At 40.5% G+C, this 22087-nt stretch carries 39 protein-coding genes; 33 read left to right on the top strand and 6 right to left on the bottom strand.

Going from position 1 to position 22087, the window contains the following annotated elements; translation table 11 throughout:
* Positions 1-4: 4 nt before the first annotated feature.
* Together C4B60_RS10905 and lipA are read left to right on the top strand one after the other, a co-directional pair.
* Complete coding sequence (locus C4B60_RS10905; protein ID WP_104058042.1) at positions 5-112, top strand: methionine/alanine import family NSS transporter small subunit; 108 nt, start codon at positions 5-7, stop codon at positions 110-112.
* A 189-nt stretch (positions 113-301) separates the two neighbouring features.
* Complete coding sequence (lipA, locus tag C4B60_RS10900) at positions 302-1225, top strand: lipoyl synthase (RefSeq protein WP_104058041.1); 924 nt, start codon at positions 302-304, stop codon at positions 1223-1225.
* Between the two features lie 22 nt (positions 1226-1247).
* On the opposite strand, the gene C4B60_RS10895 is transcribed toward lipA, so the two are convergent.
* Positions 1248-1919 (bottom strand): YhcN/YlaJ family sporulation lipoprotein, encoded by a 672-nt coding sequence (locus C4B60_RS10895; RefSeq protein WP_104058040.1) that lies wholly within the window; start codon positions 1917-1919, stop codon positions 1248-1250.
* Between the two features lie 116 nt (positions 1920-2035).
* On the opposite strand from C4B60_RS10895, the gene C4B60_RS10890 reads away from it, so the two are divergent.
* Positions 2036-2317 carry a YutD family protein gene (locus C4B60_RS10890; protein ID WP_104058039.1) on the top strand — a complete coding sequence of 94 codons (282 nt, stop codon included), beginning with the start codon at positions 2036-2038 and terminating at the stop codon, positions 2315-2317.
* A gap of 31 nt (positions 2318-2348) precedes the next feature.
* Here the strand turns inward: C4B60_RS10890 and C4B60_RS10885 are convergent, their stop codons facing one another.
* Positions 2349-2585, bottom strand: a complete 237-nt coding sequence (locus C4B60_RS10885; protein WP_104058038.1) for a cytosolic protein — start codon at positions 2583-2585, stop codon at positions 2349-2351.
* Between the two features lie 156 nt (positions 2586-2741).
* On the opposite strand from C4B60_RS10885, the gene hepT reads away from it, so the two are divergent.
* Genes hepT through C4B60_RS10870 form a run of 3 tightly spaced genes read left to right on the top strand, consistent with a single transcriptional unit; the run spans position 2742 to position 4975 of the window.
* Positions 2742-3179 (top strand): type VII toxin-antitoxin system HepT family RNase toxin, encoded by a 438-nt coding sequence (hepT, locus tag C4B60_RS10880; RefSeq protein WP_104058037.1) that lies wholly within the window; start codon positions 2742-2744, stop codon positions 3177-3179.
* A gap of 35 nt (positions 3180-3214) precedes the next feature.
* The gene (locus C4B60_RS10875; RefSeq protein WP_104058036.1) at positions 3215-3982 is read left to right on the top strand and encodes a TIGR01457 family HAD-type hydrolase; all 768 of its coding nucleotides are present in this window, start codon (positions 3215-3217) and stop codon (positions 3980-3982) included.
* 30 nt (positions 3983-4012) lie between these two features.
* On the top strand, positions 4013-4975 hold the full coding sequence (locus C4B60_RS10870) for a 2-hydroxyacid dehydrogenase (protein ID WP_104058035.1): 963 nt from the start codon (positions 4013-4015) through the stop codon (positions 4973-4975).
* A gap of 85 nt (positions 4976-5060) precedes the next feature.
* Here the strand turns inward: C4B60_RS10870 and C4B60_RS10865 are convergent, their stop codons facing one another.
* On the bottom strand, positions 5061-5297 hold the full coding sequence (locus C4B60_RS10865; RefSeq protein ID WP_039810717.1) for a NifU family protein: 237 nt from the start codon (positions 5295-5297) through the stop codon (positions 5061-5063).
* Between the two features lie 102 nt (positions 5298-5399).
* On the opposite strand from C4B60_RS10865, the gene C4B60_RS10860 reads away from it, so the two are divergent.
* From C4B60_RS10860 to C4B60_RS10855, 3 genes are all read left to right on the top strand, one after another.
* Complete coding sequence (locus C4B60_RS10860; RefSeq protein WP_104058034.1) at positions 5400-5735, top strand: YuzD family protein; 336 nt, start codon at positions 5400-5402, stop codon at positions 5733-5735.
* 155 nt (positions 5736-5890) lie between these two features.
* On the top strand, positions 5891-6013 hold the full coding sequence (locus C4B60_RS21835) for a hypothetical protein (protein WP_280632266.1): 123 nt from the start codon (positions 5891-5893) through the stop codon (positions 6011-6013).
* 146 nt (positions 6014-6159) lie between these two features.
* Entirely contained in the window at positions 6160-6384 is a 225-nt protein-coding gene (locus tag C4B60_RS10855; protein ID WP_104058033.1) for a transcriptional regulator, read from the top strand.
* A 434-nt stretch (positions 6385-6818) separates the two neighbouring features.
* Here the strand turns inward: C4B60_RS10855 and C4B60_RS10850 are convergent, their stop codons facing one another.
* The 3 genes from C4B60_RS10850 to C4B60_RS10840 all read right to left on the bottom strand — a co-directional run bounded on the left by C4B60_RS10850 (position 6819) and on the right by C4B60_RS10840 (position 9323).
* Positions 6819-7988 (bottom strand): tyrosine-type recombinase/integrase, encoded by a 1170-nt coding sequence (locus C4B60_RS10850; RefSeq protein WP_167578637.1) that lies wholly within the window; start codon positions 7986-7988, stop codon positions 6819-6821.
* Positions 7989-8137: 149 nt separating this feature from the next.
* A complete protein-coding gene (locus tag C4B60_RS10845) occupies positions 8138-8659 on the bottom strand; it encodes an ImmA/IrrE family metallo-endopeptidase (protein WP_167578636.1) in 522 nt (173 codons plus the stop codon).
* A gap of 313 nt (positions 8660-8972) precedes the next feature.
* Entirely contained in the window at positions 8973-9323 is a 351-nt protein-coding gene (locus tag C4B60_RS10840) for a helix-turn-helix domain-containing protein (RefSeq protein WP_104058030.1), read from the bottom strand.
* A 167-nt stretch (positions 9324-9490) separates the two neighbouring features.
* On the opposite strand from C4B60_RS10840, the gene C4B60_RS10835 reads away from it, so the two are divergent.
* The 24 genes from C4B60_RS10835 to C4B60_RS21445 all read left to right on the top strand — a co-directional run bounded on the left by C4B60_RS10835 (position 9491) and on the right by C4B60_RS21445 (position 22087).
* On the top strand, positions 9491-9730 hold the full coding sequence (locus C4B60_RS10835) for a helix-turn-helix transcriptional regulator (protein ID WP_104058029.1): 240 nt from the start codon (positions 9491-9493) through the stop codon (positions 9728-9730).
* Positions 9731-9846: 116 nt separating this feature from the next.
* Entirely contained in the window at positions 9847-10086 is a 240-nt protein-coding gene (locus C4B60_RS10830; protein WP_104058028.1) for a LexA family protein, read from the top strand.
* Positions 10079-10837, top strand: a complete 759-nt coding sequence (locus C4B60_RS10825) for a phage antirepressor (RefSeq protein ID WP_104058027.1) — start codon at positions 10079-10081, stop codon at positions 10835-10837. Before C4B60_RS10830 ends, C4B60_RS10825 begins: the two co-directional genes overlap by 8 nt.
* A gap of 14 nt (positions 10838-10851) precedes the next feature.
* Positions 10852-11151, top strand: coding sequence for a helix-turn-helix domain-containing protein (locus C4B60_RS10820; RefSeq protein ID WP_104058026.1), 300 nt, complete (start codon positions 10852-10854; stop codon positions 11149-11151).
* Between the two features lie 49 nt (positions 11152-11200).
* Complete coding sequence (locus tag C4B60_RS10815; protein WP_104058025.1) at positions 11201-11773, top strand: XRE family transcriptional regulator; 573 nt, start codon at positions 11201-11203, stop codon at positions 11771-11773.
* 135 nt (positions 11774-11908) lie between these two features.
* Entirely contained in the window at positions 11909-12097 is a 189-nt protein-coding gene (locus C4B60_RS10810) for a hypothetical protein (protein ID WP_104058024.1), read from the top strand.
* On the top strand, positions 12097-14079 hold the full coding sequence (locus C4B60_RS10805; protein ID WP_104058023.1) for an AAA family ATPase: 1983 nt from the start codon (positions 12097-12099) through the stop codon (positions 14077-14079). The genes C4B60_RS10810 and C4B60_RS10805 overlap by 1 nt, the downstream gene beginning before the upstream one ends.
* 19 nt (positions 14080-14098) lie before the next feature.
* Positions 14099-14755 (top strand): hypothetical protein, encoded by a 657-nt coding sequence (locus C4B60_RS10800; RefSeq protein WP_104058022.1) that lies wholly within the window; start codon positions 14099-14101, stop codon positions 14753-14755.
* 1 nt (position 14756) lies between these two features.
* On the top strand, positions 14757-15635 hold the full coding sequence (locus tag C4B60_RS10795; protein WP_104058021.1) for a recombinase RecT: 879 nt from the start codon (positions 14757-14759) through the stop codon (positions 15633-15635).
* Positions 15632-16336: an MBL fold metallo-hydrolase gene (locus C4B60_RS10790; protein ID WP_104058020.1), complete on the top strand. Its 705-nt coding sequence runs from the start codon at positions 15632-15634 to the stop codon at positions 16334-16336. The genes C4B60_RS10795 and C4B60_RS10790 overlap by 4 nt, the downstream gene beginning before the upstream one ends.
* A gap of 12 nt (positions 16337-16348) precedes the next feature.
* Positions 16349-16693, top strand: a complete 345-nt coding sequence (locus C4B60_RS21680) for a hypothetical protein (RefSeq protein ID WP_245153946.1) — start codon at positions 16349-16351, stop codon at positions 16691-16693.
* Positions 16638-17006: a hypothetical protein gene (locus C4B60_RS10780; RefSeq protein WP_245153944.1), complete on the top strand. Its 369-nt coding sequence runs from the start codon at positions 16638-16640 to the stop codon at positions 17004-17006. The genes C4B60_RS21680 and C4B60_RS10780 overlap by 56 nt, the downstream gene beginning before the upstream one ends.
* A gap of 39 nt (positions 17007-17045) precedes the next feature.
* A complete protein-coding gene (locus tag C4B60_RS10775) occupies positions 17046-17837 on the top strand; it encodes a hypothetical protein (RefSeq protein ID WP_104058018.1) in 792 nt (263 codons plus the stop codon).
* A complete protein-coding gene (locus tag C4B60_RS10770) occupies positions 17755-18681 on the top strand; it encodes a DnaA ATPase domain-containing protein (RefSeq protein ID WP_104058452.1) in 927 nt (308 codons plus the stop codon). Before C4B60_RS10775 ends, C4B60_RS10770 begins: the two co-directional genes overlap by 83 nt.
* Before the next feature lie 2 nt (positions 18682-18683).
* Positions 18684-18926, top strand: coding sequence for a hypothetical protein (locus tag C4B60_RS10765; RefSeq protein ID WP_104058017.1), 243 nt, complete (start codon positions 18684-18686; stop codon positions 18924-18926).
* 12 nt (positions 18927-18938) lie between these two features.
* The gene (locus C4B60_RS21455; RefSeq protein WP_167578634.1) at positions 18939-19106 is read left to right on the top strand and encodes a hypothetical protein; all 168 of its coding nucleotides are present in this window, start codon (positions 18939-18941) and stop codon (positions 19104-19106) included.
* 15 nt (positions 19107-19121) lie between these two features.
* The gene (locus tag C4B60_RS10760; protein ID WP_104058016.1) at positions 19122-19433 is read left to right on the top strand and encodes a hypothetical protein; all 312 of its coding nucleotides are present in this window, start codon (positions 19122-19124) and stop codon (positions 19431-19433) included.
* A gap of 3 nt (positions 19434-19436) precedes the next feature.
* Positions 19437-19982 (top strand): hypothetical protein, encoded by a 546-nt coding sequence (locus C4B60_RS10755; protein WP_104058015.1) that lies wholly within the window; start codon positions 19437-19439, stop codon positions 19980-19982.
* The gene (locus C4B60_RS10750; RefSeq protein ID WP_209020081.1) at positions 19982-20416 is read left to right on the top strand and encodes a pyrophosphohydrolase domain-containing protein; all 435 of its coding nucleotides are present in this window, start codon (positions 19982-19984) and stop codon (positions 20414-20416) included. Before C4B60_RS10755 ends, C4B60_RS10750 begins: the two co-directional genes overlap by 1 nt.
* Positions 20379-20594, top strand: a complete 216-nt coding sequence (locus C4B60_RS10745) for a hypothetical protein (protein WP_104058013.1) — start codon at positions 20379-20381, stop codon at positions 20592-20594. Before C4B60_RS10750 ends, C4B60_RS10745 begins: the two co-directional genes overlap by 38 nt.
* Positions 20595-20775: 181 nt before the next feature.
* The gene (locus tag C4B60_RS10735; RefSeq protein ID WP_104058011.1) at positions 20776-21123 is read left to right on the top strand and encodes a hypothetical protein; all 348 of its coding nucleotides are present in this window, start codon (positions 20776-20778) and stop codon (positions 21121-21123) included.
* 217 nt (positions 21124-21340) lie between these two features.
* Complete coding sequence (locus C4B60_RS21450; protein ID WP_167578633.1) at positions 21341-21493, top strand: DUF6011 domain-containing protein; 153 nt, start codon at positions 21341-21343, stop codon at positions 21491-21493.
* Positions 21483-21908 (top strand): DUF1064 domain-containing protein, encoded by a 426-nt coding sequence (locus C4B60_RS10725; RefSeq protein ID WP_104058009.1) that lies wholly within the window; start codon positions 21483-21485, stop codon positions 21906-21908. Before C4B60_RS21450 ends, C4B60_RS10725 begins: the two co-directional genes overlap by 11 nt.
* A 5-nt stretch (positions 21909-21913) precedes the next feature.
* On the top strand, positions 21914-22087 hold the full coding sequence (locus C4B60_RS21445) for a hypothetical protein (RefSeq protein ID WP_167578632.1): 174 nt from the start codon (positions 21914-21916) through the stop codon (positions 22085-22087).

The raw sequence follows: 22087 nt of genomic DNA, 5'->3' as shown, positions 1-22087 counted from the left end.
CACTATGTCAGCAAGTGCAATTGTTATGATGATTATTGGGGTTACCCTTCTATGGGGAGGCTTGGCGGCAAGTATTACAAACGCCGTAGTTAAATCCAAAAAAACAACTTAATCCTAAAGCTTCAAGCCTGCATCCCTGCAGGCTTTTTTCATGCTTAAAATACGCTGTACTGTCTTGTTTTCATCAGATTACTGTGATAAAGTGACAATGATAAACTGTTTACATAATAAGTATTTTGCCTATTGATTTGATACCTCAAACGGTTTCGTACCATGGACCAATTAGATGGGAGAGAAAACAATGAGTACAACAACGAAAGATGGATATTTAAGAAAGCCTGAATGGTTAAAAATAAAATTAAATACCAATGAAAATTACACAGGCCTTAAAAAAATGATGCGTGAAAAAAATCTTCATACAGTATGTGAGGAAGCTAAATGCCCTAATATTCATGAATGCTGGGGGATTAGAAGAACAGCTACCTTTATGATTCTTGGGGATGTTTGTACGCGTGCATGCCGTTTTTGCGCAATTAAAACAGGTCTGCCAACAGAGCTTGACCTGGCAGAGCCGGAGCGCGTGGCAGATTCAGTTCAACTAATGAACTTAAAGCATGCTGTAATTACAGCTGTAGCAAGAGATGATTTAAAGGACGGCGGAGCAGCAGTTTTTGCTGAAACGGTCAGTGCAATTAAAAGGAAAAATCCTTTTACAACAATAGAAGTTCTGCCTTCTGATATGGGCGGGATTTATGACAACATAAAAACGCTTATGGATGCAAGACCTGATATTTTAAATCATAATATTGAGACCGTTGAAAGACTGACTCCAAGGGTCAGAGCAAGGGCTAAGTACCATCGTTCATTGGAGCTGTTAAAGCGTTCGAAGGAGCTGCAGCCGGATATTCCTACAAAATCAAGCCTAATGATCGGTCTTGGCGAGACCAAGGAAGAAATCATACAGACCATGGATGATCTCCGGGCGCATGATGTGGATATCATGACGATTGGGCAGTACCTTCAGCCAACGAAAAAGCATTTACCGGTAATTAAATACTATACACCACTGGAATTCGGGGAATTGCGTAAAATTGCAATGGGCAAGGGCTTTAAGCATTGTGAAGCCGGACCGCTTGTTCGTTCTTCCTATCATGCAGATGAGCAGGTAAATGCTGCTTCCAGAGCGCGCCAGGCACAAGGCGAAAAGACGGAGCAGGCAAAATAATATAATTCAAAGAAGCAGCAGATTAAGCATCTGCTGCTTCTTTTATTCCCTTAATATCCATTGCAGCCGGAGCAAGATCAACCGGATCTTCAGTCATATGTGACCGGCTTTCCTCATCTTTTGTTTCTCCGTTCGCATTTTCGCCTTCATCCACACGGAACCCTTGCGGTGAGCTTTCTCTCATCAATTCAATGGTAGAAGCAATAGCTGTTTCCATTTCTTCATCTGTTAAGTGGGTTTGTGCAAGACTTTCCACATTAACACGTAGAGCAGGATCATCCGTTACGTAAACATGGTACCATCTTGGCACTACTGAAAAAGCATTTTTCTTTACCTGATCAGCCAGTTCATTCCGGTCCATATCATTGTCCGGCGCCACTTCATACGAAATCAATACTTCTTCATCTGTTACAACCGTTGATACATTTTCTATTCCAGGTAAAGAGGCACCAAATCTGCTAATAGCATCTGCCGTTACCTGGCGATCAAAGTTGTATACAATTCCATCATTCTCCCCGTGGTTATCATTAGGATTTGACGCTTTGCTTGAGTAGCCAAAATTGTTTTCTGTCGTAATCATTTCACCTGTATCAGCAGAAGCTGATTGTTCAGGCTTAACGGATGGCGTGTCAGGGACTGAACAGGCAGTCAGTGCGAGTGAACCTGCAAGTAATACAAAAGCGCATTTTTTCATAAACTTCCCCTCCTTCTTTCTAGGATGTCCTTATTCACCTTGTTTTTTTCATAGTAAATCATGGTTTTTGAGGTATAATGGACGTAATAGCTTGTAATGTTAGGGTGGTGTTTTAGTTGATTTCCATTCAGAATCAATCGTATGAAATTGTAGATGAGTATCGCGAGGCATTTGATCAGGAAGCGTTCGAAGGAAGATATAGTGAAATATTACATAAATATGATTTTATTGTAGGGGACTGGGGCTACGGGCAGCTTCGCTTAAAAGGATTTTTTGATGATCATAATCAAAAATCGTCCTTTGACACCAAGATCTCTACAGTAAAGGATTATTTGTATGAATACTGTAATTTTGGCTGTCCTTATTTTGTATTAAAAAAAGTTAAGACAAAAAAATGACCCGCAGAAGGTCATTTTTTTGATCTTCGTTTTAGGGAATGTGTGAACCGGGGACTTGTCTTGGAATGTCTTCGTGCAAGGACTTATTTTCATAATTGAAGGCACTGTAGTAGCGCTGTCCTTCGCGCCAGGGACCTGATTTATTTTTCACTAATGAGTACTTTCCTCTGGGAGACCCGTAAGGCCCTTCCGGTAAGGTTTCCGGTACTAAGTATTCTCTTCCGACTTCAACATTAGAAAAATCACTGTACTCTTCTTTTTTTCCCATCAGCAAAAGCCTCCTTGTCTATAGACTGCCCAAAAAGAAGGGATTTTTACACGAAAATTGTTCCCGGTAAGGAAGCTTGTGCTAAAAGAGCCGTTTAAAAATGTGGTAAACTAATGATGGAAATAAAAGAGCGAATTTATAATGGAGTGAAAAAGGATGTATTTTGTTGATCGAGAAACAATAGAACAGACGCTTGTGTATCTGGAAAATAAAGTGACTTTACTGAACAGTAATCCATCCTGGGAAACACCACTTGATCAGCTGGCTCTTGAAAGAAGCATTCAAATGGTGATTGAAAGTATTTTGGATGTAGGAAACAGTATGATTGACGGGTTTATTATGCGGGATCCGGGCAGCTATGAGGATATTATTGATATCCTGGAGGATGAAAAAGTGATTCAGGATAATATGGCAGCGCCTTTAAAGAAAGTAATTGAATTGAGAAAGCCTCTTGTCCAGCACTATTTAACGATTGATCATCAAAGGCTGGAAGAAATTATTCAGGAGGCTATGCCCGCAGTAATAAAATTCCCTGGCAGTGTAAGAAAATATTTGCTTGATGAGCTTGGCCCGGTCTCGGCTTTTAGAAAATAAATGTTTACTGCTGTATTTAGGAAAGGATGTAGAAGTTGAAAGCTTATAAAGGATATTTAATTGATTTGGATGGGACAATGTATCGGGGAACAGAGCGGATTGAGGAAGCTGTTTTATTCGTAAAAAAGCTTCACGAGCGTGGCATTCCATATTTATTTGTTACAAATAACTCTTCGAAAACGCCAGTCCAGGTGGCTGAGCATCTGACAAAATTCGATGTTCCTGTAACAGAGGAACAGGTTTTTACCACCTCAATGGCAACGGCAGCATTTATTTCCCAGGAAAAGAAACATGCTTCTATTTATGTTATTGGAGGGGAAGGAATCAGACAGGCCCTGACTGAGGAAGGGCTGGAGCTGGTTACAGATTCTCCTGACTATGTAGTGGTCGGTCTGGATAAAGAAATTACATATGAAAAACTGGCACTGGGCTGCTTAGCTGTACGGGGAGGAGCAAGGTTTATTTCAACAAATGGTGACATTGCGATTCCAACAGAACGTGGGCTGCTTCCGGGTAATGGATCCCTTACTTCTGTTATAGCTGTTTCCACTCAGACACAACCTGTTTTTATTGGAAAGCCTGAAGCGATTATTATGGAACAGGCATTAAAGGTTTTAGGACTGCCAAAAGAAGATGTAGCAATGATCGGCGACAATTATGATACTGATATAACTGCTGGAATAAACGTAGGGATGGATACCATTATCGTTCATACCGGAGTGACCACTAGGGAAATATTGCAGACGATGGCAAAGCAGCCTACTTATTCTATTAACTCGCTGTCGGAATGGAATGTACTTTAAAATCGAATTTTTAAAGGGGTGCAAAGCAGATTGAAAAATGTATTTATAACCCGAAAAATTGATGAAAAAGTAATAAGCAGACTTTCAGAGCAATTTAATGTAGATTTTTGGCCGCATGAGGATCAGGTATGTCCAAGAGAAGAGCTCTTAAAGCAGGCGAAGCGCTGTAACGCACTTTTAACGATGCTGTCAGATCAAGTAAATGCTGAGCTGTTGGACCAAGGAGGCGATGATCTTGAAATTGTCGCAAATCTGGCAGTCGGCTACGACAATATTGAGGTTGAAGAAGCTAAAAAAAGAGGAGTAATGATTACCAATACTCCTGATGTGCTGACAGATACCACTGCTGATCTGGCCTTTTCTCTTTTGATGGCGTCAGCGAGAAGAATTGTTGAGTCAGACCGTTATATAAAAGACGGAAACTGGAAATCATGGTCACCATACCTGCTTGCGGGTAAGGATATACATCATAAGACGCTTGGTATAGTGGGGATGGGGAATATCGGCCAGGCAGTAGCTCAAAGAGCAAAGGGCTTTGACATGGACATCCTTTATCATACACGCTCCCGTAAAAAAGAGGCGGAAGAAAAATATAATGCGAAGCACGCTGAGCTGGATGAGTTATTGACTAAGTCTGACTTTGTCCTTTGCCTTGCGCCTTTAACCGAGCAAACCAAGGGTATGCTCGGATCTGAGCAGTTCAAAAAAATGAAGAAATCCGCTATATTAATTAACGCAGGCAGAGGCCCGGTAGTGGATGAGGAAGCACTTATAGAGGCATTAAAAAATGGGGAAATTGCTGGTGCCGGGCTTGATGTATTTGACAAAGAGCCAATCGACAAGGATCATCCGCTTTTGTCGTTAGCAAATGTAGTTGCTGTTCCTCATATTGGCAGTGCCTCAGTTGAAACCAGGTTTGCCATGATGGATCTATGTGCTGAAAATATAATTAATGTACTTTCAGGGAAGGATCCCGTTACGCCGGTAAAATGATTAAAAAACAACCCCTCACAGACTTGTGGGGGGTTTTACCATTATAAGAAGTGGAGTATAAGTGCCACTTACATTATCCGGTTGATTAAAATACTTGCTCTACCTCAACGACACCAGGCACTTCCTCAAGTAAAGCACGTTCAATACCGGCTTTAAGAGTAATCGTCGAGCTTGGGCACGTTCCGCAGGCTCCAAGAAGTCTAAGCTTAACAATGCCATCTTCAACATCCACTAATTCACAGTCTCCGCCATCGCGAAGAAGGAATGGACGAAGCTTATCGAGAACTTCCTGAACTGAATCTTTCATTTCAACTTCTGTCATTCAAATCGACTCCTTTCCTAACATCTATTATAATAAGGATGAAGAAAAAAATCCATCCATCGAGATTAAAACAATGTTATGAAATGAAAGGAAGTGCCAATATTGACAGAAAAACCAGTTACAGTGACCGTTTATGGGGCAGAAACCATTTGCCCGAGCTGTGTAGGTGCACCATCCTCCAAAGAAACCTTCGAATGGCTTGAAGCCGCTATCGGTCGGAAATTTCCCGATCAGCCTTTTACAATGGATTATGTGGATATAAATCAACCTCAAAGCGATGAGAAAAAAGCGGCATTTGTCAGCAGAGTGTTTGATGAGGATTTATTTTATCCCGTTGTACTGATTGGTGATGATATTATCGGAGAGGGAAATCCGAGGCTGAAGAATGTATTTAATGAGTTTGAAAAGCATGGATATAAAGCCAAAGAGGAAGCTTAACTAGCGTCTAATGACTGTCGTTTATTTATATTTTTAAATATTTTAACTATTCTAAATAAAATGATTGAATTATTGCAAGTGGAGGAGCATACTATCAATAAGCTTTACCATTAAAGAAAAAAGGTGATGACATAATGAAAGTGTTAAAAAAAGGCATGAAAATCTTTTTCCTTTCAAACTTAGCGGTAGTTGGTGTACTTATCCTGCTCCCGGCCCTTGTCATTACCGGAGACATAGAGCTGGTCAATCAATTTGTAAATTACCTTACAAAAGAATAATAGAAAAAAAGAACAGCCAATTTTTTATTGGCTGTTCTTTTTTGGCACGGACAGGAGGAAGAAGATTTTTTTGGAGATAAAGGAAGTACTTTTTTGTACTAAAAACAGAACATTTGTTCTATAATAGAGGGAGAGGAGGGAAATCAATGATTAAAAAGCAGCTGTTTCATGCTATGCAAAAAAATCTGGATGTAGAAATGATTTATATCTCAAATACTAATCAGATCAGCCAAAGAAAAATAAAAGTGCTTAAGCTGAATGAACATTCAATGGCTGCCTACTGTTACCTGCGAAAAACTACCCGCACCTTTACCTACAGCAATATTCTTTCCTGTATTCCTGTCATCGAAAAAGAACCACTGGTCATGTAGGTGCGCTGAGGTCATGGCACAGTAAAGAATAAAGAGGCTAAACAAAACGTATGCCACTGCCTCTTTTTTCCGGTGTACTGCGCTTCATACGAATGCTTTCCGTGGGACGGGGCTTTAGCTCACTTAATTTCAGCAAGTGGATCTCAAGCCCCCTCTTCATCCTGCCGGAGCCGCCACCCCCGCTCCGTTCACCCCGTGTTTCTACGATTATCGTTATGTTCTATAGTCTCATCCATAATCATTATCAAGGTCTTTCGATAAAACATAAAAAAACGCTCCATATAAAGGAGCGTAAATTAAGTCATTCTTATCCGTTGTGATACTTATACATCTGTAAAAATTTAAAGAATGGCTTAATATCGCTGTTGGTCAGGTGTTTTGATCAGTTTTTCTTTAAAAAACCTGACAAAACCCTGACATTTTTTTTGATTTCTTTAAAAATCGAGCATCTTTCCGAATTTTTCTTCCATGATGATTGGAGCTTCGATTTTCGCTTGTTTCGTGACATGGGTATAAACCTTTCTTGTGGTCGAGGAATCGGAGTGACCCATCCGATCCATAATGACATCCTGACTAATTCCGGCAGCAGCCATTAAAGATACATGACTGTGTCGGAATTTATGAGGGTTGGCTTTGCCCTTATAATTAATTAGCTTCGCCAGGCGCTGAATACGGTAATGAATAAACCGTGGAGTCCGGGGATTACCTTCATGATTCACCGCAAGGAACTTCCGGGGGTTAAAATCTTTCCCGTTTTTCAATCGTTCCTCTTTCATGATGGCAATCTGTCGTTTGAAAATAAAGGCCAGCCTGGGGCCAAAAGGGATGGTTCGAATTGATTTCTGCGTTTTCGGTGTAGTGATTTCGAATTGACTTGTATTACCGCTGATATTGTACATGGTCTTCGTGATCCGTATCGTATTGGAGGTAAAGTCAATATCATCTTCTGTAAGGGCACAATTTTCCCCTACTCGCATTCCACTAAAAGAGAGCGTATGCAAAAAATAAGCATCATCTTTCAGGCCATCCTTTAAACTTGCCTTTAAAAACTTCTCAAGCAGATCCTCCTCGAAGAACAATTCAAGCACTTCATCTTTTTCAATCTCTTCAACTGTCTTTAATTTCTTAGGCGGCTTTACATAGTCAGCAGGGGAGTTCTTAATGATATCCCAAATGACCGCCTGGCGGAAAATCTTCTTAGCAGCTGCATGAGCATTAATGATGGTGTTTTCTGAGTACCCATCTTTCATCATGGCGTTTAAGACATTTTGATACATCTTTCGGGTGAATGACCTGACATCAATTCTTGATACGTATTTATTAAATCGTTTGACATGATATTCATAGGAATACTTCGTTGAATTTTTTTTGTTTTCGGTTACATGTTTCAGCCAGAGGTCAGCCAATTGCTCAAAGGTAATGTTCGCTTTAGAGCCGGCCACCAATAAACCATGCTCAGTGAGCTGATCGATCTTTTCCTCTACCTTCGCTTTTGCTATCCCTTTATTTTTATCCCTGGCTGATACTCTTCTTCGCTTCCCGGTAACTGGATCAGGCGGGGCGTCCTCCATGCATTCCCATACTACACCTTTTTTTGTTTTCACCTTATTACAGTACATTTATTCACCTCTCTTCTATACATCCATTATCATTTTGCAATAGAAGTGATTATGACGAGCATTCCAGTTGATTTATTATCTAGTGACGAAATATCACTATAGTTCCTTTATTGCAATTTCTTAATTTCGTCATTCTAGTATTTTTGATTGGTCAGCAACTGCTGCATCTGATAGAAAAACTCCTGCTCTTTCTTCATCCTAAGGTATTGCTGCAGTCGTTTACTTGCCAGGTCGTGCTCTACACTAAACGCTTTCGCAATGGCATTTACCGCGTGTGATTCAAACCGTATTCCCTGAATAACTTTTTCTAACATAAAGGTTGGCACACAGGCTTGCTGCATGAAATTTGTTGCTCTCCACTCTTGTAATTGACGGAAAGATAGGGGCATATTTCTTTGACTCCCCACATGAAGGAGTGCGTGGCATAGCTCGTGACAAAAATACCGTTTTTGCTCATGGTCACTGAGTCTTTCATCTAAAAAGATGTAACAAACTCCATCGATCATTAAGCATTTACTGGGGAGGGCTTCATACCTTAAAGCGATTCCTAATCTAGCCGCAACGGTTTCGGGGTCAATTTGACTCGGCTTAAATACATCAATTGACAGGTACAAGTTTTCAATATAATTTTCTAAATCTGTCTTCCAGAGCTTCAAAAGAACCACTCCTTTCATACGAACAAGTGTTCTATTGAAGTATAAAAGAAAACTCCCAAAATTGGAAGTGTAAGAAGAATTTATATAAATAAAATTTGATATGTAAAATAATGGTCGTTTCTTCCTCGTTTTGGAAGTACTCTAACCCGGAACAGTGTTGGAACACCTTGAAGCCTTGACAATAAAGGGCTGAACACAACTGTTAAAACGGAACTTGGAACAATATTGGAACAGTGTTGGAACAGTATTGGAACAATAATAATAAGGTTTAATAAAGTAAATAATGTATTACTACCTCTATAGCACGCGCGAGTTAATTTTTCTTATTCTTCTCCAACATGTAATAAAGACTACGAAAGTGTTCGATTACTTCCTGGTCAGTCTCAGGTAATTTTGAGTACCATTCACCTTCAACCGAGTTTGCAAAATCGAGTATTTTACGATCTTCTTCTGAAAGAGAATTATGAGTCTCATCATTCCCCAATAGATAATCCACAGATACATCAAACTTCTTTGCTATCTTTAACAAACCTTCATGACCAGGCTGGGCTTCTCCGGTTTCATATTTTGAATATGCTTGGCGAGTTACACCCAAGAGATCGGCCATATACTGCTGGCTGTATTTTTTTTGCATTCTCAATTTTTTTAATGTTTCAGGAAACATTGTTCACACCCCGATCTATAAGGCTTTCTAATAAGTATTATAACGCAACATGTAGTTGCTAAAAAGAAAAGTAAAAAAAAGTTGCAACAATTTGTTGACAGCAACTTAAAGTTGCGTATAATAAGAGTTAGAAAGCAACCTAAAGTTGCACAAGAGAGGTGAATACAGTGACTAAAAAACAACTACAGGTTCTCTTGATCAAACAAAGGGAGCGACTAAATCTTTCACAGCAAGAAGTTGCAGACCTTTCAGATGTATCTCGTCAGTTCTACAGCATGGTTGAAAAGGGTGAACGAAAACCCTCAGTCCCGGTTGCAAAGAAAATCGCTGATGCATTAGAGATTGAATGGACCATTTTTTTTGAAGTAACAAGCAACCCTAAGTTGCTTGAAGGGAATGCATGTTAGAAAGGATGTTTCAGTAATGGAATTTTGGCACTTATTATTCATTCTGCCTTTGAGTGTGGGCTTTGGAATCCTTTGGGAGTGCGCTTGTCAAGACGTCAGGAAAGATCGTGAAGCTAATGATTAAAGAAAGATCGCTCAGCAAGAGCCAGGCAAAAGTTTTAAAAGCTATCCGGTCATTCATCCAAGCTAACAAGTATCCACCAACCATTAGAGAAATTGGTGATCTTGTGAACCTGAAGTCAACATCGACTGTACATCTGCATTTTCAAAATTTGAAAGAAAAAGGTTATATCGATTTTGTTGAAAGTCAGCCACGGGCCCTCTGGATCACAGAAAGGGGAGAACAGTATGAATAGCATCACGAAAGTCTTTAACGGTACTGAGCTTAGAATCATCGATCAAAACAATGAACCTTGGTTTGTTGCAGCTGATGTTTGCAAAGTCTTGGATATCAAAAATGTCACTCAAGCCCTTGGCCGATTAGATCAAGATGAACGGTCTATGTTGAACATAGGGCGTCAGGGACTAACAAATTTAGTAAATGAGCAAGGACTTTATGAATTGATCTTTGCTAGCAGGAAATACGAAGCGAAAATATTCAAACGCTGGATTAAATCGGAAGTGCTACCTTCCATCAGAAAACATGGAGCATATGCCACGCCGGAAACATTGGACAGGATGCTCGCTGATCCCGATAACATGATCAAGATTTTAACCACCTTGAAAGAAGAACGCACTGCAAAAGAAACAGCTCAAAGGCAGATCGTCCAGGACCGGCCGAAAGTTGTTTTTGCAGAATCACTTGAAGTATCACCCGACACCATTTTGATAAAAGAGCTCGCTAACCTCTTAAGACAAAAAGGAGTTAATACAGGCGAAAAACGCTTGTACGAATGGATGCGAGAAAAAGGTTATCTCTGCAAGAAAGTCGGAGGGATGTACAACCTTCCTACGCAAAAATCTTTAGACTTGGGCCTCTTTGAAATTAAAAAGGGTGTTCGATCTAGTACCAGTGGTGAAATGAAGCAAACCAAAACAACGAAAGTAACTGGTAAGGGCCAGATTTACTTTATAAACAAATTTCTTGGCAATCAAAAAATTATTTAAAGGGGGTGAAACCATTGCTAAAAGTTGAAATTGATCTTGATCAGTTGCAGGAAGTTATCAACAACGCTGTGGATAAAGCCATTAAGCGCCACGCTTTAAAGGATTCATTACCAGCGCTGCTTACTCGCAAGCAGTTCATGCAGCTACTGGACATTGGAGATACAAAAGCTTCTGAGCTTCTCAACCGAAAGGACTTTCCAGTCTTCCGTGAAGCCGGCCATCCGAAAGTGCCTACCAAGCAGCTATTTGAATGGATTGATCAAAATACCAACTGGGTGCAAAAAAATACATCTTATCTCAATCGAGTAATTTAAGTTTACTCCATATTGAGACAAAACTAAGACGGAAAAAGGAGTGAAAGAAATGGGCAAAGACGTACGTAATAAACGTGTTGGGGAGGTTGTCAAAAAGTACAGAGAACCTAATTACACTCAACAAACTTTGAGCTTGGAAATCCCCATGTCACGAACTGGATTTGCTGAATATGAGCAAGGTTCGGTCAAGATGCCAAATGATGTGGGGCAGAAAGTGGTAACGGTTATCCGAGATCCATTCATGGTGATGGAAATGTCCCAGGCGTTTACGGGAGTGGGCCCGGTCGTTTTAGATGGGCCGCATGTGGATCTACACCGATCCAGTGTAAAAGAGAAGACGATTGAGGAAATGGAAGAGGCTTTAGATAAGCTGAAAAGCTTTTGTTTCTCTAAACCTTTTAATTACATCAGTCATTACGAAGTAGGTTCATTCAAGGACACGATCAAGGAAATGATCGAAGCAATTACAGCTTTGAACCACATGGTAGCTGTTATGTGTAAAGAGTCCGAGTCGGCTGATTACGTGGAAATGTGGAAGGCTCATTACAGGTACTTATACTCTCATGGCTACATCTCCAAAGGGCAGTTTGAAAAGTTCGGTGCAGAGGAGATGCACTCATGATGATCTTGCAACTAACCATCGGAAAGCAAAATAAAAGACCCGTAGCTGTAACTACGAGTCGGGGTTGTTCGCTTATGAAAATCGATAACTTAATTGTAAGTGATCTTCCTCAAAATATCAAGAGGAGGGACCAAGATGGACACTTATATCGCTGAACCACTGGCTCAGGATGCAGAGGTAATTATTGAATTGCACCAATGGCTTGAAAAACATAAAGCAACACTTGCAGGATCACCAGCATTTGATCAACTGCATGAAATTTATGAAATCAATCGTATGAACACGCTGCAGGAATTGAAAGTATATCAAGGGGGACGCGCGTAATGAAAAAAATGAAAATTCTTAAACTTAATCTGCTTAATTTCAAAGGGATCAAGAACTTCTCAGTTGATTTTAATGGTGGTGACGTAAAAATCTTTGGTGATAATGCCACTGGAAAGACAACCTTGTTCGATTCAGTTCTCTGGCTGCTGTTTGACAAGGATAGCAATAACAAAAAGGATTTTGAAATAAAAACCTTAACCGGTGAAGGAAAGCATTTATCAGGTCTGGATCACGAAGTGGAAGCAGTTCTTGAAATCGATGGGAAAGTTACCACTCTGAAGAAAACCTATTCTGAGAAATGGGTCAAAACGAGAGGTAAAGCTGCTAAAGAATTTTCCGGCCATCAAACGGAATACGGAATTGATGGGGTGCCAGTTAAGAAAGGCGAGTACAACAAATTTATTGAAACAATCGCTAATGAAGAAGCGTTCAAGCTTCTAACTAATCCATCTTACTTCAATGAGCAGCTGCACTGGGAGAAGCGTAGACAGACGCTCCTGGACATTGCCGGTGACATTACGGATGCAGAGGTTATCAATAGCAATCAAGCACTGCAGAAGCTATCAAGAATATTAGATACGCGTTCTATCGAGGATCACAGAAAAGTAATTGCTTCTTCCAAAAAGAAGATCAATGAAGACCTTGAGAAGATCCCGGTTAGGATCGATGAGCTGAATAGGGGTATGAACGACAATCAGGAAGACAACGAAGCTGATCTGATCGATGAACTGAATTTTATTACACATGAAATTGATCTAAAGCAGGAGAAGATCAACAGCATTATGAGTGGATCGGATGCTGCTTCCAAAGAAAAAGATTTGATGGTAGCAGAAGGCGAGCTACAGAAGATACGTAATCAGCATGACAAATATACGAGTGATCAAACGGTCCAAGTACAAAAAGTATATTTCGAAGCTCAGCGTTCAAGAGATTCCATCCAGTACAGCATTCAATCTAAGGAACGGGATATTACTCAGAAACAAAACCAAGTAGAGCGAATGGATAAGGAGTTAACTGATCTAAGGGGCAGATGGCACGAAGTTGAAGCTTTAACCTTTGAACATAAAGAACAATGCCAATGCCCTACATGCGGCCAGGCACTGCCAGAAGAAGAGGTGCAAGCTGCACGGGATAAGGCAAAAGAAAACTTCAATCTTGAAAAAGCAACCAAACTTGAAGATATAACTGCTCAAGGAAAAGAAATGAAGAAGGAAATGGAGATCTTAGTTTCTGAAATTGAGCAGATCAAGCAATCAAAAGAGCAGCTTGAGCGTGACTTGGACATTGAATTATCTCACGTTGAGAAGTATGGAAAAGAACTGAATGATATTAAAGCAGGATTGATCAAAGTTGAGGACGTACCGGCTTATCAGGACAAGCAGAAAGAAATTGAATCGATTAAAGCTGCTATTCAGGAATCAAAATCAAAAGCCATTGAGCAGGCATCAGCTGTCCGTGAGGAGATTTCAAAGCTTAGAAAACAATCTGCTGATGTTTCAAGTTCCATGGCTGAATTGAAGCGATCTCAGCAAGATAATAATCGAGTTGAAGAACTGAAAGCCGAAGAACGAGAGCTTTCTAAGAAATACGAGGAGCTTGAGGAAGAACTATTCCTTACAGAAGAATTTATCCGCACGAAAGTTAATTTGCTTGAAAGCAATATTAACAGCTGCTTCGAATTTGCGAGGTTCAAACTGTTCGAGGAGCAGATTAACGGAGGGCTGAGAGAGACTTGCCTTACTACACTTAATGGCGTGCCATATGGATCGGGGTTGAATAACGCAGCTAAGATCAATGTCGGAATCGATATAATTAATACCCTTTCGAAACACTATGGTTTCTCAGCTCCGATATTTGTCGACAACCGTGAGTCGGTAGTGAAGTTAGCAGAGTCAAAATCTCAACTTATCTCTCTAATAGTTAGCAGCGTTGATAAAGAATTAAGAATTGTTAGAGAAAAAGAGGTTGAATTTATCGGATAAAAGTAAAGGGGGTCCTAAAATGCCACAACGCATCGATAGAACTGGAATGAGATTCGGTAGATTGATTGTAAGGCGTTTGGTTGAGGTCAATAAGTATCATCAAGCTAAATGGGAATGTATTTGTGATTGTGGGAATGTCACTATAGTTCATTACTCAAATCTGCATACAGGCACTTCTAAAAGTTGCGGGTGCCTGAAAAGCGAATTGAATATAAAACGAAACACTAAACATGGTCTATCAGGTAGATACGACAAGGACAGAAGAATCTATGTTATTTGGATCCATATGAGAAGTCGGTGTTTAAATGAATCTGATATAGATTACGCACATTATGGAGGTCGTGGAATAAAAATTTGTGAAGAATGGTCAGATTATGCAGTGTTTTATAAATGGGCTAAAGAGAAGGGATATAACCAAGAACTGACAATCGAGCGAATTGATAATGACGGAAACTACGAACCTACAAACTGCCGATGGGCTACTCGTAAGGAGCAAGCGAGAAATAGACGCAGTAACCCACAATTCACATTTAACGGAAAAACAAAAACAATACCTGATTGGGCAGAAGAAATGAATATCAGCTATTCGGCACTAAGAACAAGACTGCATGATGGCTGGTCTATAGAAAAAGCATTAACAACACCAATAAAAAATAATAGGAATGAGGTAATTTAATATGTCAAACCAAAATCAATTAGCAATGGTGAAGAAAGACACAGTGGATGTAGTAGCAAACAAAGTAAAGGAGTTTCAAGAAAAAGGGGAGCTCCACTTCCCGGCCGGTTATTCCCCGGAGAACGCAATGAAATCAGCCTGGTTAATGCTGCAGGAGATCAAAACGAGTAAAGAAAGTGGTTATAAACCGGCTTTGGAATATTGCACGAAAGACAGCATTGCAAACAGTCTACTGGATATGGTGGTTCAAGGTTTGAATCCAGCAAAAAAGCAAGGATACTTCATTGTTTATGGGAAGTCACTCTCTTTCCAGCGTTCTTATTTCGGCACTATGGCGGTAACAAAACGAGTTACGGGCGCAAGATCAATTGATGCAGCTGTAATTTATGAGGGCGATGATGTGGAATACGAGATTCACAATAGCCGCGTAACTGATTTAACTCACAAACAGAAATTTGGGAATCAAAATAAAGAAATTTTAGGAGCTTATTGCACGATCGTCCAGGAGGATGGGTCAACTTACATCGAGGTTATGACCAAAGAAGAAATTGAGAAATCATGGGGTCAATCGAAAATGAACCCTCAAGGCGAGAAGTCGACTCACAATAAATTTCCTCAGGAAATGGCTAAACGGACGGTAATCAATCGAGCTTGCAAGAAGTTTTTAAACTCTAGTGACGATAGCAGCCTTCTGATGGAACATTTTAAAGGAACTGATGAACGCCTGGAAGAAGCCCAGCTTGAGGAAGAGCTTTCAGATAATGCGAACAAAGAAATGCTGGATCTTGAGTATGAAGAGATCCCTGATGAAGAACAAGCACCGGAACCGCAAAAAGAACCGGAAAGAGAGCCTGTTTCATCAGGTGGCCCGGGCTGGTGATCGATATAAAGGTATTAGGCTCGAGCAGTAAAGGTAACGCCTATCGCATTTCAGATGGGCGTACTTCTTTACTCTTGGAAGCTGGCATAAAGTTCCGCGATATCCAAAGAAAACTAGATTTCAAGACTTCTGACTTAGCAGGCTGCCTTATAAGCCATGAGCATGGAGATCATCGGTCAGGACTGAAAGATGTGCTGAGAGCAGGGATTGATGTATATATGTCTCCTGGCACTGCAGAAGCAATCGGCATTGATCATCACCGGGTCAACAAGGTTGAGAACAAAAAGCCTTTCAAGATTGGTACATGGACAGTAATGCCTTTTGATGTGCAGCACGATGTATCAGAGCCATTCGGATTCCTGCTGCAGAATCAAGCAGGGGAAAAGCTACTGTTTGCGACTGATACCTATTACATCAGGTACAAGTTCCAGAACCTAACTCACATCATGATCGAAACGAATTACAGCATGAACATCCTGAAAGAAAATATAGCAGCCGGCCGGGTGCCTAGCATCATGAGAAAGCGCCTAATGCAATCGCATTTTAGTTTGGAGCACGCATTGGACTTCTTTAAGGCTAACGATCTTAGCAAGGTCCAGGAGATATGGCTACTTCATTTAAGTGATAACAATTCGGACGAAGAGTTCTTTAAAAGAGAGGTTCAGAAGGTCACTGGCAAGATTGTCAAAATAGCGAAGTAGAGGAGAAATAACATGCTGAAAAAAGGCGACAAGGTTGTAATGCACACTTGTATTGAAGCTAAAGATCCGAATAATTTAGGTAAGATCTGGACTTGCAGAACAGATGAACAGGAAGTCACTTGGACGGGGTCAAACGTGGTCTGGTTAGAAGGCTTTTCCGGAGCATTCTCAGCTCAGTATTTACAAAAAGTTGATACCAATGAGACCGAGACCTATAAACAAATGTTTCTTGATCTACATTCAAAACTTCAATCTACAGTAATAAACGAAGTCTATAACGATGATCTTGATGTGAATGAGCATGAGTTTAATGTCGATCAGCTCAAAGAAATCGCTTTGGATCATTACCACGGTTAAGAACCATATGGAAGGGTTGAAGAAATTGAAAAAATACAGAGTGCATAGCGAAAATGATTGCTCTTTTAAACTTGACTCACTAGAAGAAGCTGAAAGAATTTATGAAAATTGGAAAGATGACTATATGTGTGAAGGAGTAAGAGAAAGCGAATCATATGTGGAAATTGCAGAAAGTGAAGATGATTTTGAGGATTACAAAGTAATCAAAAAGGTTGTAGCTGTAATTGACCATGATAGACACGAATTAGGCACACCAAAAGAAGAGGGCTTTGATTGGGATTATTGGGCAAAGTGGCTAGAGGTTGTTGAATAGTTCGAACATAAGACCAACTAACTAACAGGAGGCGATCCAGTGACTGGCGGGGCTTTTATGATCAGCAGGGAGATTTTTGACAACGATATATGGGAAGACCCGATCAAGTTACGGATTTTCCTCTTCCTTGTTGGTAAAGCAGTTTTTGCAGAAGAAGGAAAGAGGGTGGCTGGCGTTGATCTGAAAAGGGGCCAGTACCTTCGATCCTATCGAAATTTAATTGAAGACTTATCTTATAAAGAAAACAGAAGCGTTAAAAAGATTTCATTATCGACTCTTCATAGAAAACTGGATGCCCTGGTTAAGGAAGACAGGCTGAAGGTTGAAGAAACACCGCTTGGAACGATTTTCACAGTTGTGAACTACTCAACCTATCAAAACTTTGATCACTATAAAAAACCAAAAGAAGCTGCACCGGTGCAGCAGCCGGAAGAACAACAACCATCGGCTCAAAATGAGGATGCAGAGAAGAACCTGCAGGCACTGCTTAATCGTTTTCTTGAATTGAGGGGTAAAGGGCTCAACTATTCCGCAAAAGACGTAGATGCCGCCCAGGGCATTCTCCAGTATGTGCCGATTGATAAGGCGATTCATTACCTTGAAGAAAAATTCAAGGCATACAAGCCAAAACACAACTGGGATGTAATAAGTAATTTAGAATATTGCGCTGGTTACATCGTTGAATCTTATCAAAATGAACAGAAAATAAGATCCATTCAAGCAGGAGGTGGAAGAAGTGGCAAAAACCATGCAGGAAGTGCTAACGGAGCTCCGCAGCAAGACTCGATCACAGGCGGTAAGGTCGGAAGGTTACGAAGAAAACAAAGTTAAATGCAGCATTTGCCGGGACAAGGCTGTTGTAATCTACCGAGTTCATAAAGATACGGAATGGGAAGAGCGTAAAGCACAGAATGGCAGCTTCATTGAAGTACCAAAAGAAATGGTTCTGGAAGAGGACTTTTTAGCCGGTGACGTGTGCAGCCCTGATAAAGCGTGGGAGTGGAGAACAACCTATTCAAAACGTTGCACATGCATAGAAAACAGTCGCTTAGAACGAATCTTAAAAGCTAGTGAAATTACGGAAGAATTTAAGAAGCTTGGCTTCGGGAATTTCCGGACGGAGGGTAAAAACCCAATCATTCATGAAGCAAAAGAAGCTGCTCATGAGTATTACACCGAGTTTGATCATATTAGGGGCAACAGACAAAACAGCATTGCTCTCCTGGGGCAGCCGGGATCCGGAAAGACTCACTTGCTTATGGCCGTTTCTAACAATCTCATGCAAAAGAAAAAGCTTCCGGTGCTCTACTTTCCATATGTTGAAGGGTTCAACGATCTAAAGGACGACTTCACAGCGATAGAAAAAAAGCTCAAGCGAATGAAAGAAGTGGAAGTGCTCTTCATTGATGATCTGTTCAAGCCAGTTAGCAAGGTTGTAAATGGTGTAAGGATTAAGGTCCCAAGAGCCACAGAATGGCAGATAGAGCAAATGTACGCTGTTCTGAACTATCGGTATTTAAATCACAAACCGATCCTTGTTTCATCTGAATTAACGGTTGATGAATTGGCAGATGTAGATGAAGCGCTGGGTACTCGAATTTATCAAATGTGTAAAGACTTTACCGTCCTGATCCAAGGAGATCGTAAAGAGCTTAACCACCGTCTGGAGGATTAATTATGTGTGAGATTTGCAACGGAGAAGGAGCTACATACAAGGATCATGGTTTCGGTGCTGAAATCATCCCTTGTTCAAATTTAAAGTGCCAGGAGCGCAACCTGAAGGAAGCTGCCATTAAGAAAAAGCTTCGCCGCAAAAGAATTGATCAGGCTTGCAAGCGTTTAGGAATCAATTATGCAGATTTAGGGATGGATGAATTTCATAAGCAGCTGGATGCATGTAAGAAAAAACAAGTTAGTTAAGGGGGGATTCAAATGTTACTAAGACAAGCAGTTACTCGTTCAAATGAATTTATGGCCAGTTCATTCAGACAGGACTTACTCGCTGCAGGAGTCACGGAGAATAAGCAGGGCAAAAGGGTCCAGGACATGGACTACTACGAGCTGCGGAATCTACTGGCAATAACCGCATTATCAAAATAAAAAGAGGTGGTATCGATGAACTTTCATGTTGGCATGAGTGTACAGAACAATGAAAATCGACACTTCGGAATAGTCATGGGAACAGTTACTCAAGGTAAAAACATTAAAGGGTATGTCGTTCATTTCTATGATTCTCGTAAAAAGGAATACTACCACTCTTACACTAAGCCTCACGATTTAGTGCCGGTTAAAGAAGATCATTATATCCACCGCAAACCTATTAGCAGTAAAGAACAGGAAGAAGAATTTCAGGCAATATGCAAAGTCATTGCTTTTCGGATGGATGATACGGCTTGGTTAAACAAAATTAAAGGGGTTGAGGGTTGAGGGATGGCTAAAACCGATTTGACCTTAGAACTAGAAAGAAACATATTTTCTGCAACAAATAAGCAAGGTGTTTTTGGCTGCTTCGAAGTGACAATCGGTTGGTTTGGTTCTGAGCGAGTCGATTTTCTGACTTATGACACTAAAGGTATCTGGCGATGCTACGAAATTAAGGTTTCTGTTTCTGACTTTAGAAGCAAAGCCAAAAATACGTTTTGTGGACATTATAACTATTACGTCATGCCACAAGAGCTCTTTGAAAAAGTAGAAAGCGAGATACCTAAACATATAGGCGTTTATATTAATGGTTTTTGCAAAAAAAGAGCTAAGAAACAGGAATTAATAATCGATGAAGAAGTATTAAAAAATTCATTGATCAGGTCATTGGCAAGGGAATCACAAAAAATATATAAAGCTGATAATCCTAGAATAATCGATGCTATGAATAGAAGGATTAATCATGCAGAAAAAACAATGCAGGAGTACAGGCGACAATACAGAGAATTACAGCACGAAGTTAGAGAAAAATTCGGTGCAAGGTGGTGGGCTTGATGAACCAATCATTCAATAAAGTGAAAGAATTCCAAGAAATCATGCAGCAGCCGGTTGCAGATCAACCAACAGCATTACTGCCAGAGAGGGTTGCAGAACGATACGGATTCATGCGAGAGGAACTAAATGAATTCGCTATGTCAGATAAGCTGGTCGATCAGGTAGACGGGATCATTGATCTGCTATACCTGGCAATCGGAACACTTGTGGAAATGGGAGTAAGACCGGAAGAATTGTTCAATATCGTGCATGAGGCGAATATGAGCAAGCTTTGGGAAGATGGCAAACCAAGATTCGATGTGAATAACGGTGGTAAGATCATCAAGCCGCCAAGCTTTGTACGTCCTGAGCCTTTGCTAGAGCAGGAGATTCAGAGACAAAAGGAGGTCTATGAGGATGCCTTACAATTACAAGCGAGGGAAGGAAACGCCTAAGAGTATAGCCTTTATGATGCAGTATAAGATTGGTCATGCAGTCGAAGTGAAGAAGGGTAAGCGAATCATGATTGATGGCAGCCCATTCATTGTAAAGAGCATTCATAGCGTAGGGATACTAGGTAAGAACGTGAAGGTTATCGGTAAATGTACTCCTTTGGAAGAGGTAACTACATGAGGACCAACAGACCACGACTGAAGATTGTATATAAAGTTGTGCATTGGGTTTACATGTCAATCGACGATCTCATAGTTAAAAGATTCACCAGAATGTGGGACTTGATGGTCAAACACTACAAGATCACCTTTACGGTTCAGGCGTTGATATTTATAAGTTTGCTAGTTTGGGGGTTGATTGAATGAAGCTAGTAATTGGTCAAAGTGGAATAATCTATCGAGCAGATACGCTAGAAGAAATAACGCATATCGACCATGCAAAAGCTCTTATAGAAAGGTTCATAGAAAGAATGAAAGAGTTTACTGAGTCTGTAGTAGTGGTCTTTCGCAATATAATCGACACGATCCTGGATGCATTTAGAGGAATGCAAGGGGTTGCTGCTGACGTATTACATTATGCCGAACTTCACGAAAAGAGATTCAAAAACGAACACATAAGAGCAACCTGGCACATTCCGAAAGATACGAGGATCGCCAGTCAAGTACATCTAAACAAGCCGCGATACCAAGTGAGGAAAATCATTCGTTAGAGAAAAGAAACTCAATAAAATGTGTGAGGAGTGAAACCATGACCTGGGGAATGCCTAACCGCCAATTAAAGAAAGTGGTTTTCGGTTTATCAGAAGCAACCGTAAAGAAGCTAATCACACGGCACCAGGAGCGAGGTTGGATAGTGAAAAGTGATATTAAACCTCACGGGAACGGTGTAGCTTGCTTGATGGTCTATCCAAGGAAAGGAGAGGTTTCATGAACTGTCCAGTATGTGGCCGCGAATTAAAAGATGAAAAAAGCATTGCAAAAGGGATCGGTCCTGTATGTGCAAGAAAGCTCGAGAAGCTAAAAGACAAAGCAGATGAAGATCAGTTGAAAATGGAGTTGAGTTTTGAGGATGAGAAGTAAATACGGCAATAAAAAAGTAAAGGTGGATGATCACAAATTTGATTCCATCGCTGAGGCAAAGTATTACAAGCAGCTGCTTTGGTTGCAAGAGCACAAGGAAATTAACTTCTTCCGGATCCAGCCGCCGTACTTGCTGCAGGAAGCGTTTGAGAAAGACGGCATAAAGCATAGGCGCATTGATTACAGTGCAGACTTTGAGATTCATCATAATGATGGGTCAATTGAGGTAGTGGATGTGAAAACAACAGCGACTATAACAGAAACATTTAAAGTTAAAAGAAAATTATTTGATCGAAAATTTCCTCACAAATTCACGGTTCTTATTTGGGTGCAAGAGCTTAGCCAGTTTATTGAGTTTGAAGAATTTAAGAAGCTCAAAGCCAAAGGAAGGAAGGCAAGAGCAAAGAAGGGGTGAAGCTGATGTGTCGGCATGTGGTAGAGCATAAGGCTGCATCGATTGATTACGAGCCATTGGTGGTCATTCAGATTTTTGAGGAAGGGATTAATAAGCAAACCATTAAGAAATTGAATCGGTATACACAAAAGCGCCGGGTCCTGATCGGGGACCCTGGGCGTTACGAGTTTAAGAGGTGA

The sequence above is a fragment of the Jeotgalibacillus proteolyticus genome (assembly GCF_002926065.1).
GTDB classification, from domain to species: domain Bacteria; phylum Bacillota; class Bacilli; order Bacillales; family Jeotgalibacillaceae; genus Jeotgalibacillus; species Jeotgalibacillus proteolyticus.
Note: the sequence above shows the minus strand (reverse complement) of the source record. Positions and strands in the feature narration are given on the sequence as shown.

Excerpts from the sequence above, each read along its gene's own strand:
- C4B60_RS21450 (WP_167578633.1), top strand. The coding sequence starts at position 21,341 with ATGAACTGTCCAGTATGTGGCCGCGAATTAAAAGATGAAAAAAGCATT.
- C4B60_RS10800 (WP_104058022.1), top strand. The coding sequence starts at position 14,099 with ATGCCACAACGCATCGATAGAACTGGAATGAGATTCGGTAGATTGATT.
- C4B60_RS10725 (WP_104058009.1), top strand. The coding sequence starts at position 21,483 with ATGAGAAGTAAATACGGCAATAAAAAAGTAAAGGTGGATGATCACAAA.
- C4B60_RS10825 (WP_104058027.1), top strand. The coding sequence starts at position 10,079 with ATGAATAGCATCACGAAAGTCTTTAACGGTACTGAGCTTAGAATCATC.
- C4B60_RS10895 (WP_104058040.1), bottom strand. The coding sequence starts at position 1,919 with ATGAAAAAATGCGCTTTTGTATTACTTGCAGGTTCACTCGCACTGACT.
- C4B60_RS10750 (WP_209020081.1), top strand. The coding sequence starts at position 19,982 with ATGAACCAATCATTCAATAAAGTGAAAGAATTCCAAGAAATCATGCAG.
- C4B60_RS21835 (WP_280632266.1), top strand. The coding sequence starts at position 5,891 with ATGAAAATCTTTTTCCTTTCAAACTTAGCGGTAGTTGGTGTACTTATC.
- lipA (WP_104058041.1), top strand. The coding sequence starts at position 302 with ATGAGTACAACAACGAAAGATGGATATTTAAGAAAGCCTGAATGGTTA.
- C4B60_RS10770 (WP_104058452.1), top strand. The coding sequence starts at position 17,755 with ATGCAGGAAGTGCTAACGGAGCTCCGCAGCAAGACTCGATCACAGGCG.
- C4B60_RS10795 (WP_104058021.1), top strand. The coding sequence starts at position 14,757 with ATGTCAAACCAAAATCAATTAGCAATGGTGAAGAAAGACACAGTGGAT.
- C4B60_RS21455 (WP_167578634.1), top strand. The coding sequence starts at position 18,939 with ATGTTACTAAGACAAGCAGTTACTCGTTCAAATGAATTTATGGCCAGT.
- C4B60_RS10905 (WP_104058042.1), top strand. The coding sequence starts at position 5 with ATGTCAGCAAGTGCAATTGTTATGATGATTATTGGGGTTACCCTTCTA.
- C4B60_RS10840 (WP_104058030.1), bottom strand. The coding sequence starts at position 9,323 with ATGTTTCCTGAAACATTAAAAAAATTGAGAATGCAAAAAAAATACAGC.
- C4B60_RS10780 (WP_245153944.1), top strand. The coding sequence starts at position 16,638 with ATGAGTTTAATGTCGATCAGCTCAAAGAAATCGCTTTGGATCATTACC.
- C4B60_RS10885 (WP_104058038.1), bottom strand. The coding sequence starts at position 2,585 with ATGGGAAAAAAAGAAGAGTACAGTGATTTTTCTAATGTTGAAGTCGGA.
- C4B60_RS10745 (WP_104058013.1), top strand. The coding sequence starts at position 20,379 with ATGCCTTACAATTACAAGCGAGGGAAGGAAACGCCTAAGAGTATAGCC.
- hepT (WP_104058037.1), top strand. The coding sequence starts at position 2,742 with ATGTATTTTGTTGATCGAGAAACAATAGAACAGACGCTTGTGTATCTG.
- C4B60_RS21680 (WP_245153946.1), top strand. The coding sequence starts at position 16,349 with ATGCTGAAAAAAGGCGACAAGGTTGTAATGCACACTTGTATTGAAGCT.
- C4B60_RS10805 (WP_104058023.1), top strand. The coding sequence starts at position 12,097 with ATGAAAAAAATGAAAATTCTTAAACTTAATCTGCTTAATTTCAAAGGG.
- C4B60_RS10810 (WP_104058024.1), top strand. The coding sequence starts at position 11,909 with ATGGACACTTATATCGCTGAACCACTGGCTCAGGATGCAGAGGTAATT.
- C4B60_RS10735 (WP_104058011.1), top strand. The coding sequence starts at position 20,776 with ATGAAGCTAGTAATTGGTCAAAGTGGAATAATCTATCGAGCAGATACG.
- C4B60_RS10765 (WP_104058017.1), top strand. The coding sequence starts at position 18,684 with ATGTGTGAGATTTGCAACGGAGAAGGAGCTACATACAAGGATCATGGT.
- C4B60_RS10815 (WP_104058025.1), top strand. The coding sequence starts at position 11,201 with ATGGGCAAAGACGTACGTAATAAACGTGTTGGGGAGGTTGTCAAAAAG.
- C4B60_RS10760 (WP_104058016.1), top strand. The coding sequence starts at position 19,122 with ATGAACTTTCATGTTGGCATGAGTGTACAGAACAATGAAAATCGACAC.
- C4B60_RS10865 (WP_039810717.1), bottom strand. The coding sequence starts at position 5,297 with ATGACAGAAGTTGAAATGAAAGATTCAGTTCAGGAAGTTCTCGATAAG.
- C4B60_RS10855 (WP_104058033.1), top strand. The coding sequence starts at position 6,160 with ATGATTAAAAAGCAGCTGTTTCATGCTATGCAAAAAAATCTGGATGTA.
- C4B60_RS10830 (WP_104058028.1), top strand. The coding sequence starts at position 9,847 with ATGATTAAAGAAAGATCGCTCAGCAAGAGCCAGGCAAAAGTTTTAAAA.
- C4B60_RS10755 (WP_104058015.1), top strand. The coding sequence starts at position 19,437 with ATGGCTAAAACCGATTTGACCTTAGAACTAGAAAGAAACATATTTTCT.
- C4B60_RS21445 (WP_167578632.1), top strand. The coding sequence starts at position 21,914 with ATGTGTCGGCATGTGGTAGAGCATAAGGCTGCATCGATTGATTACGAG.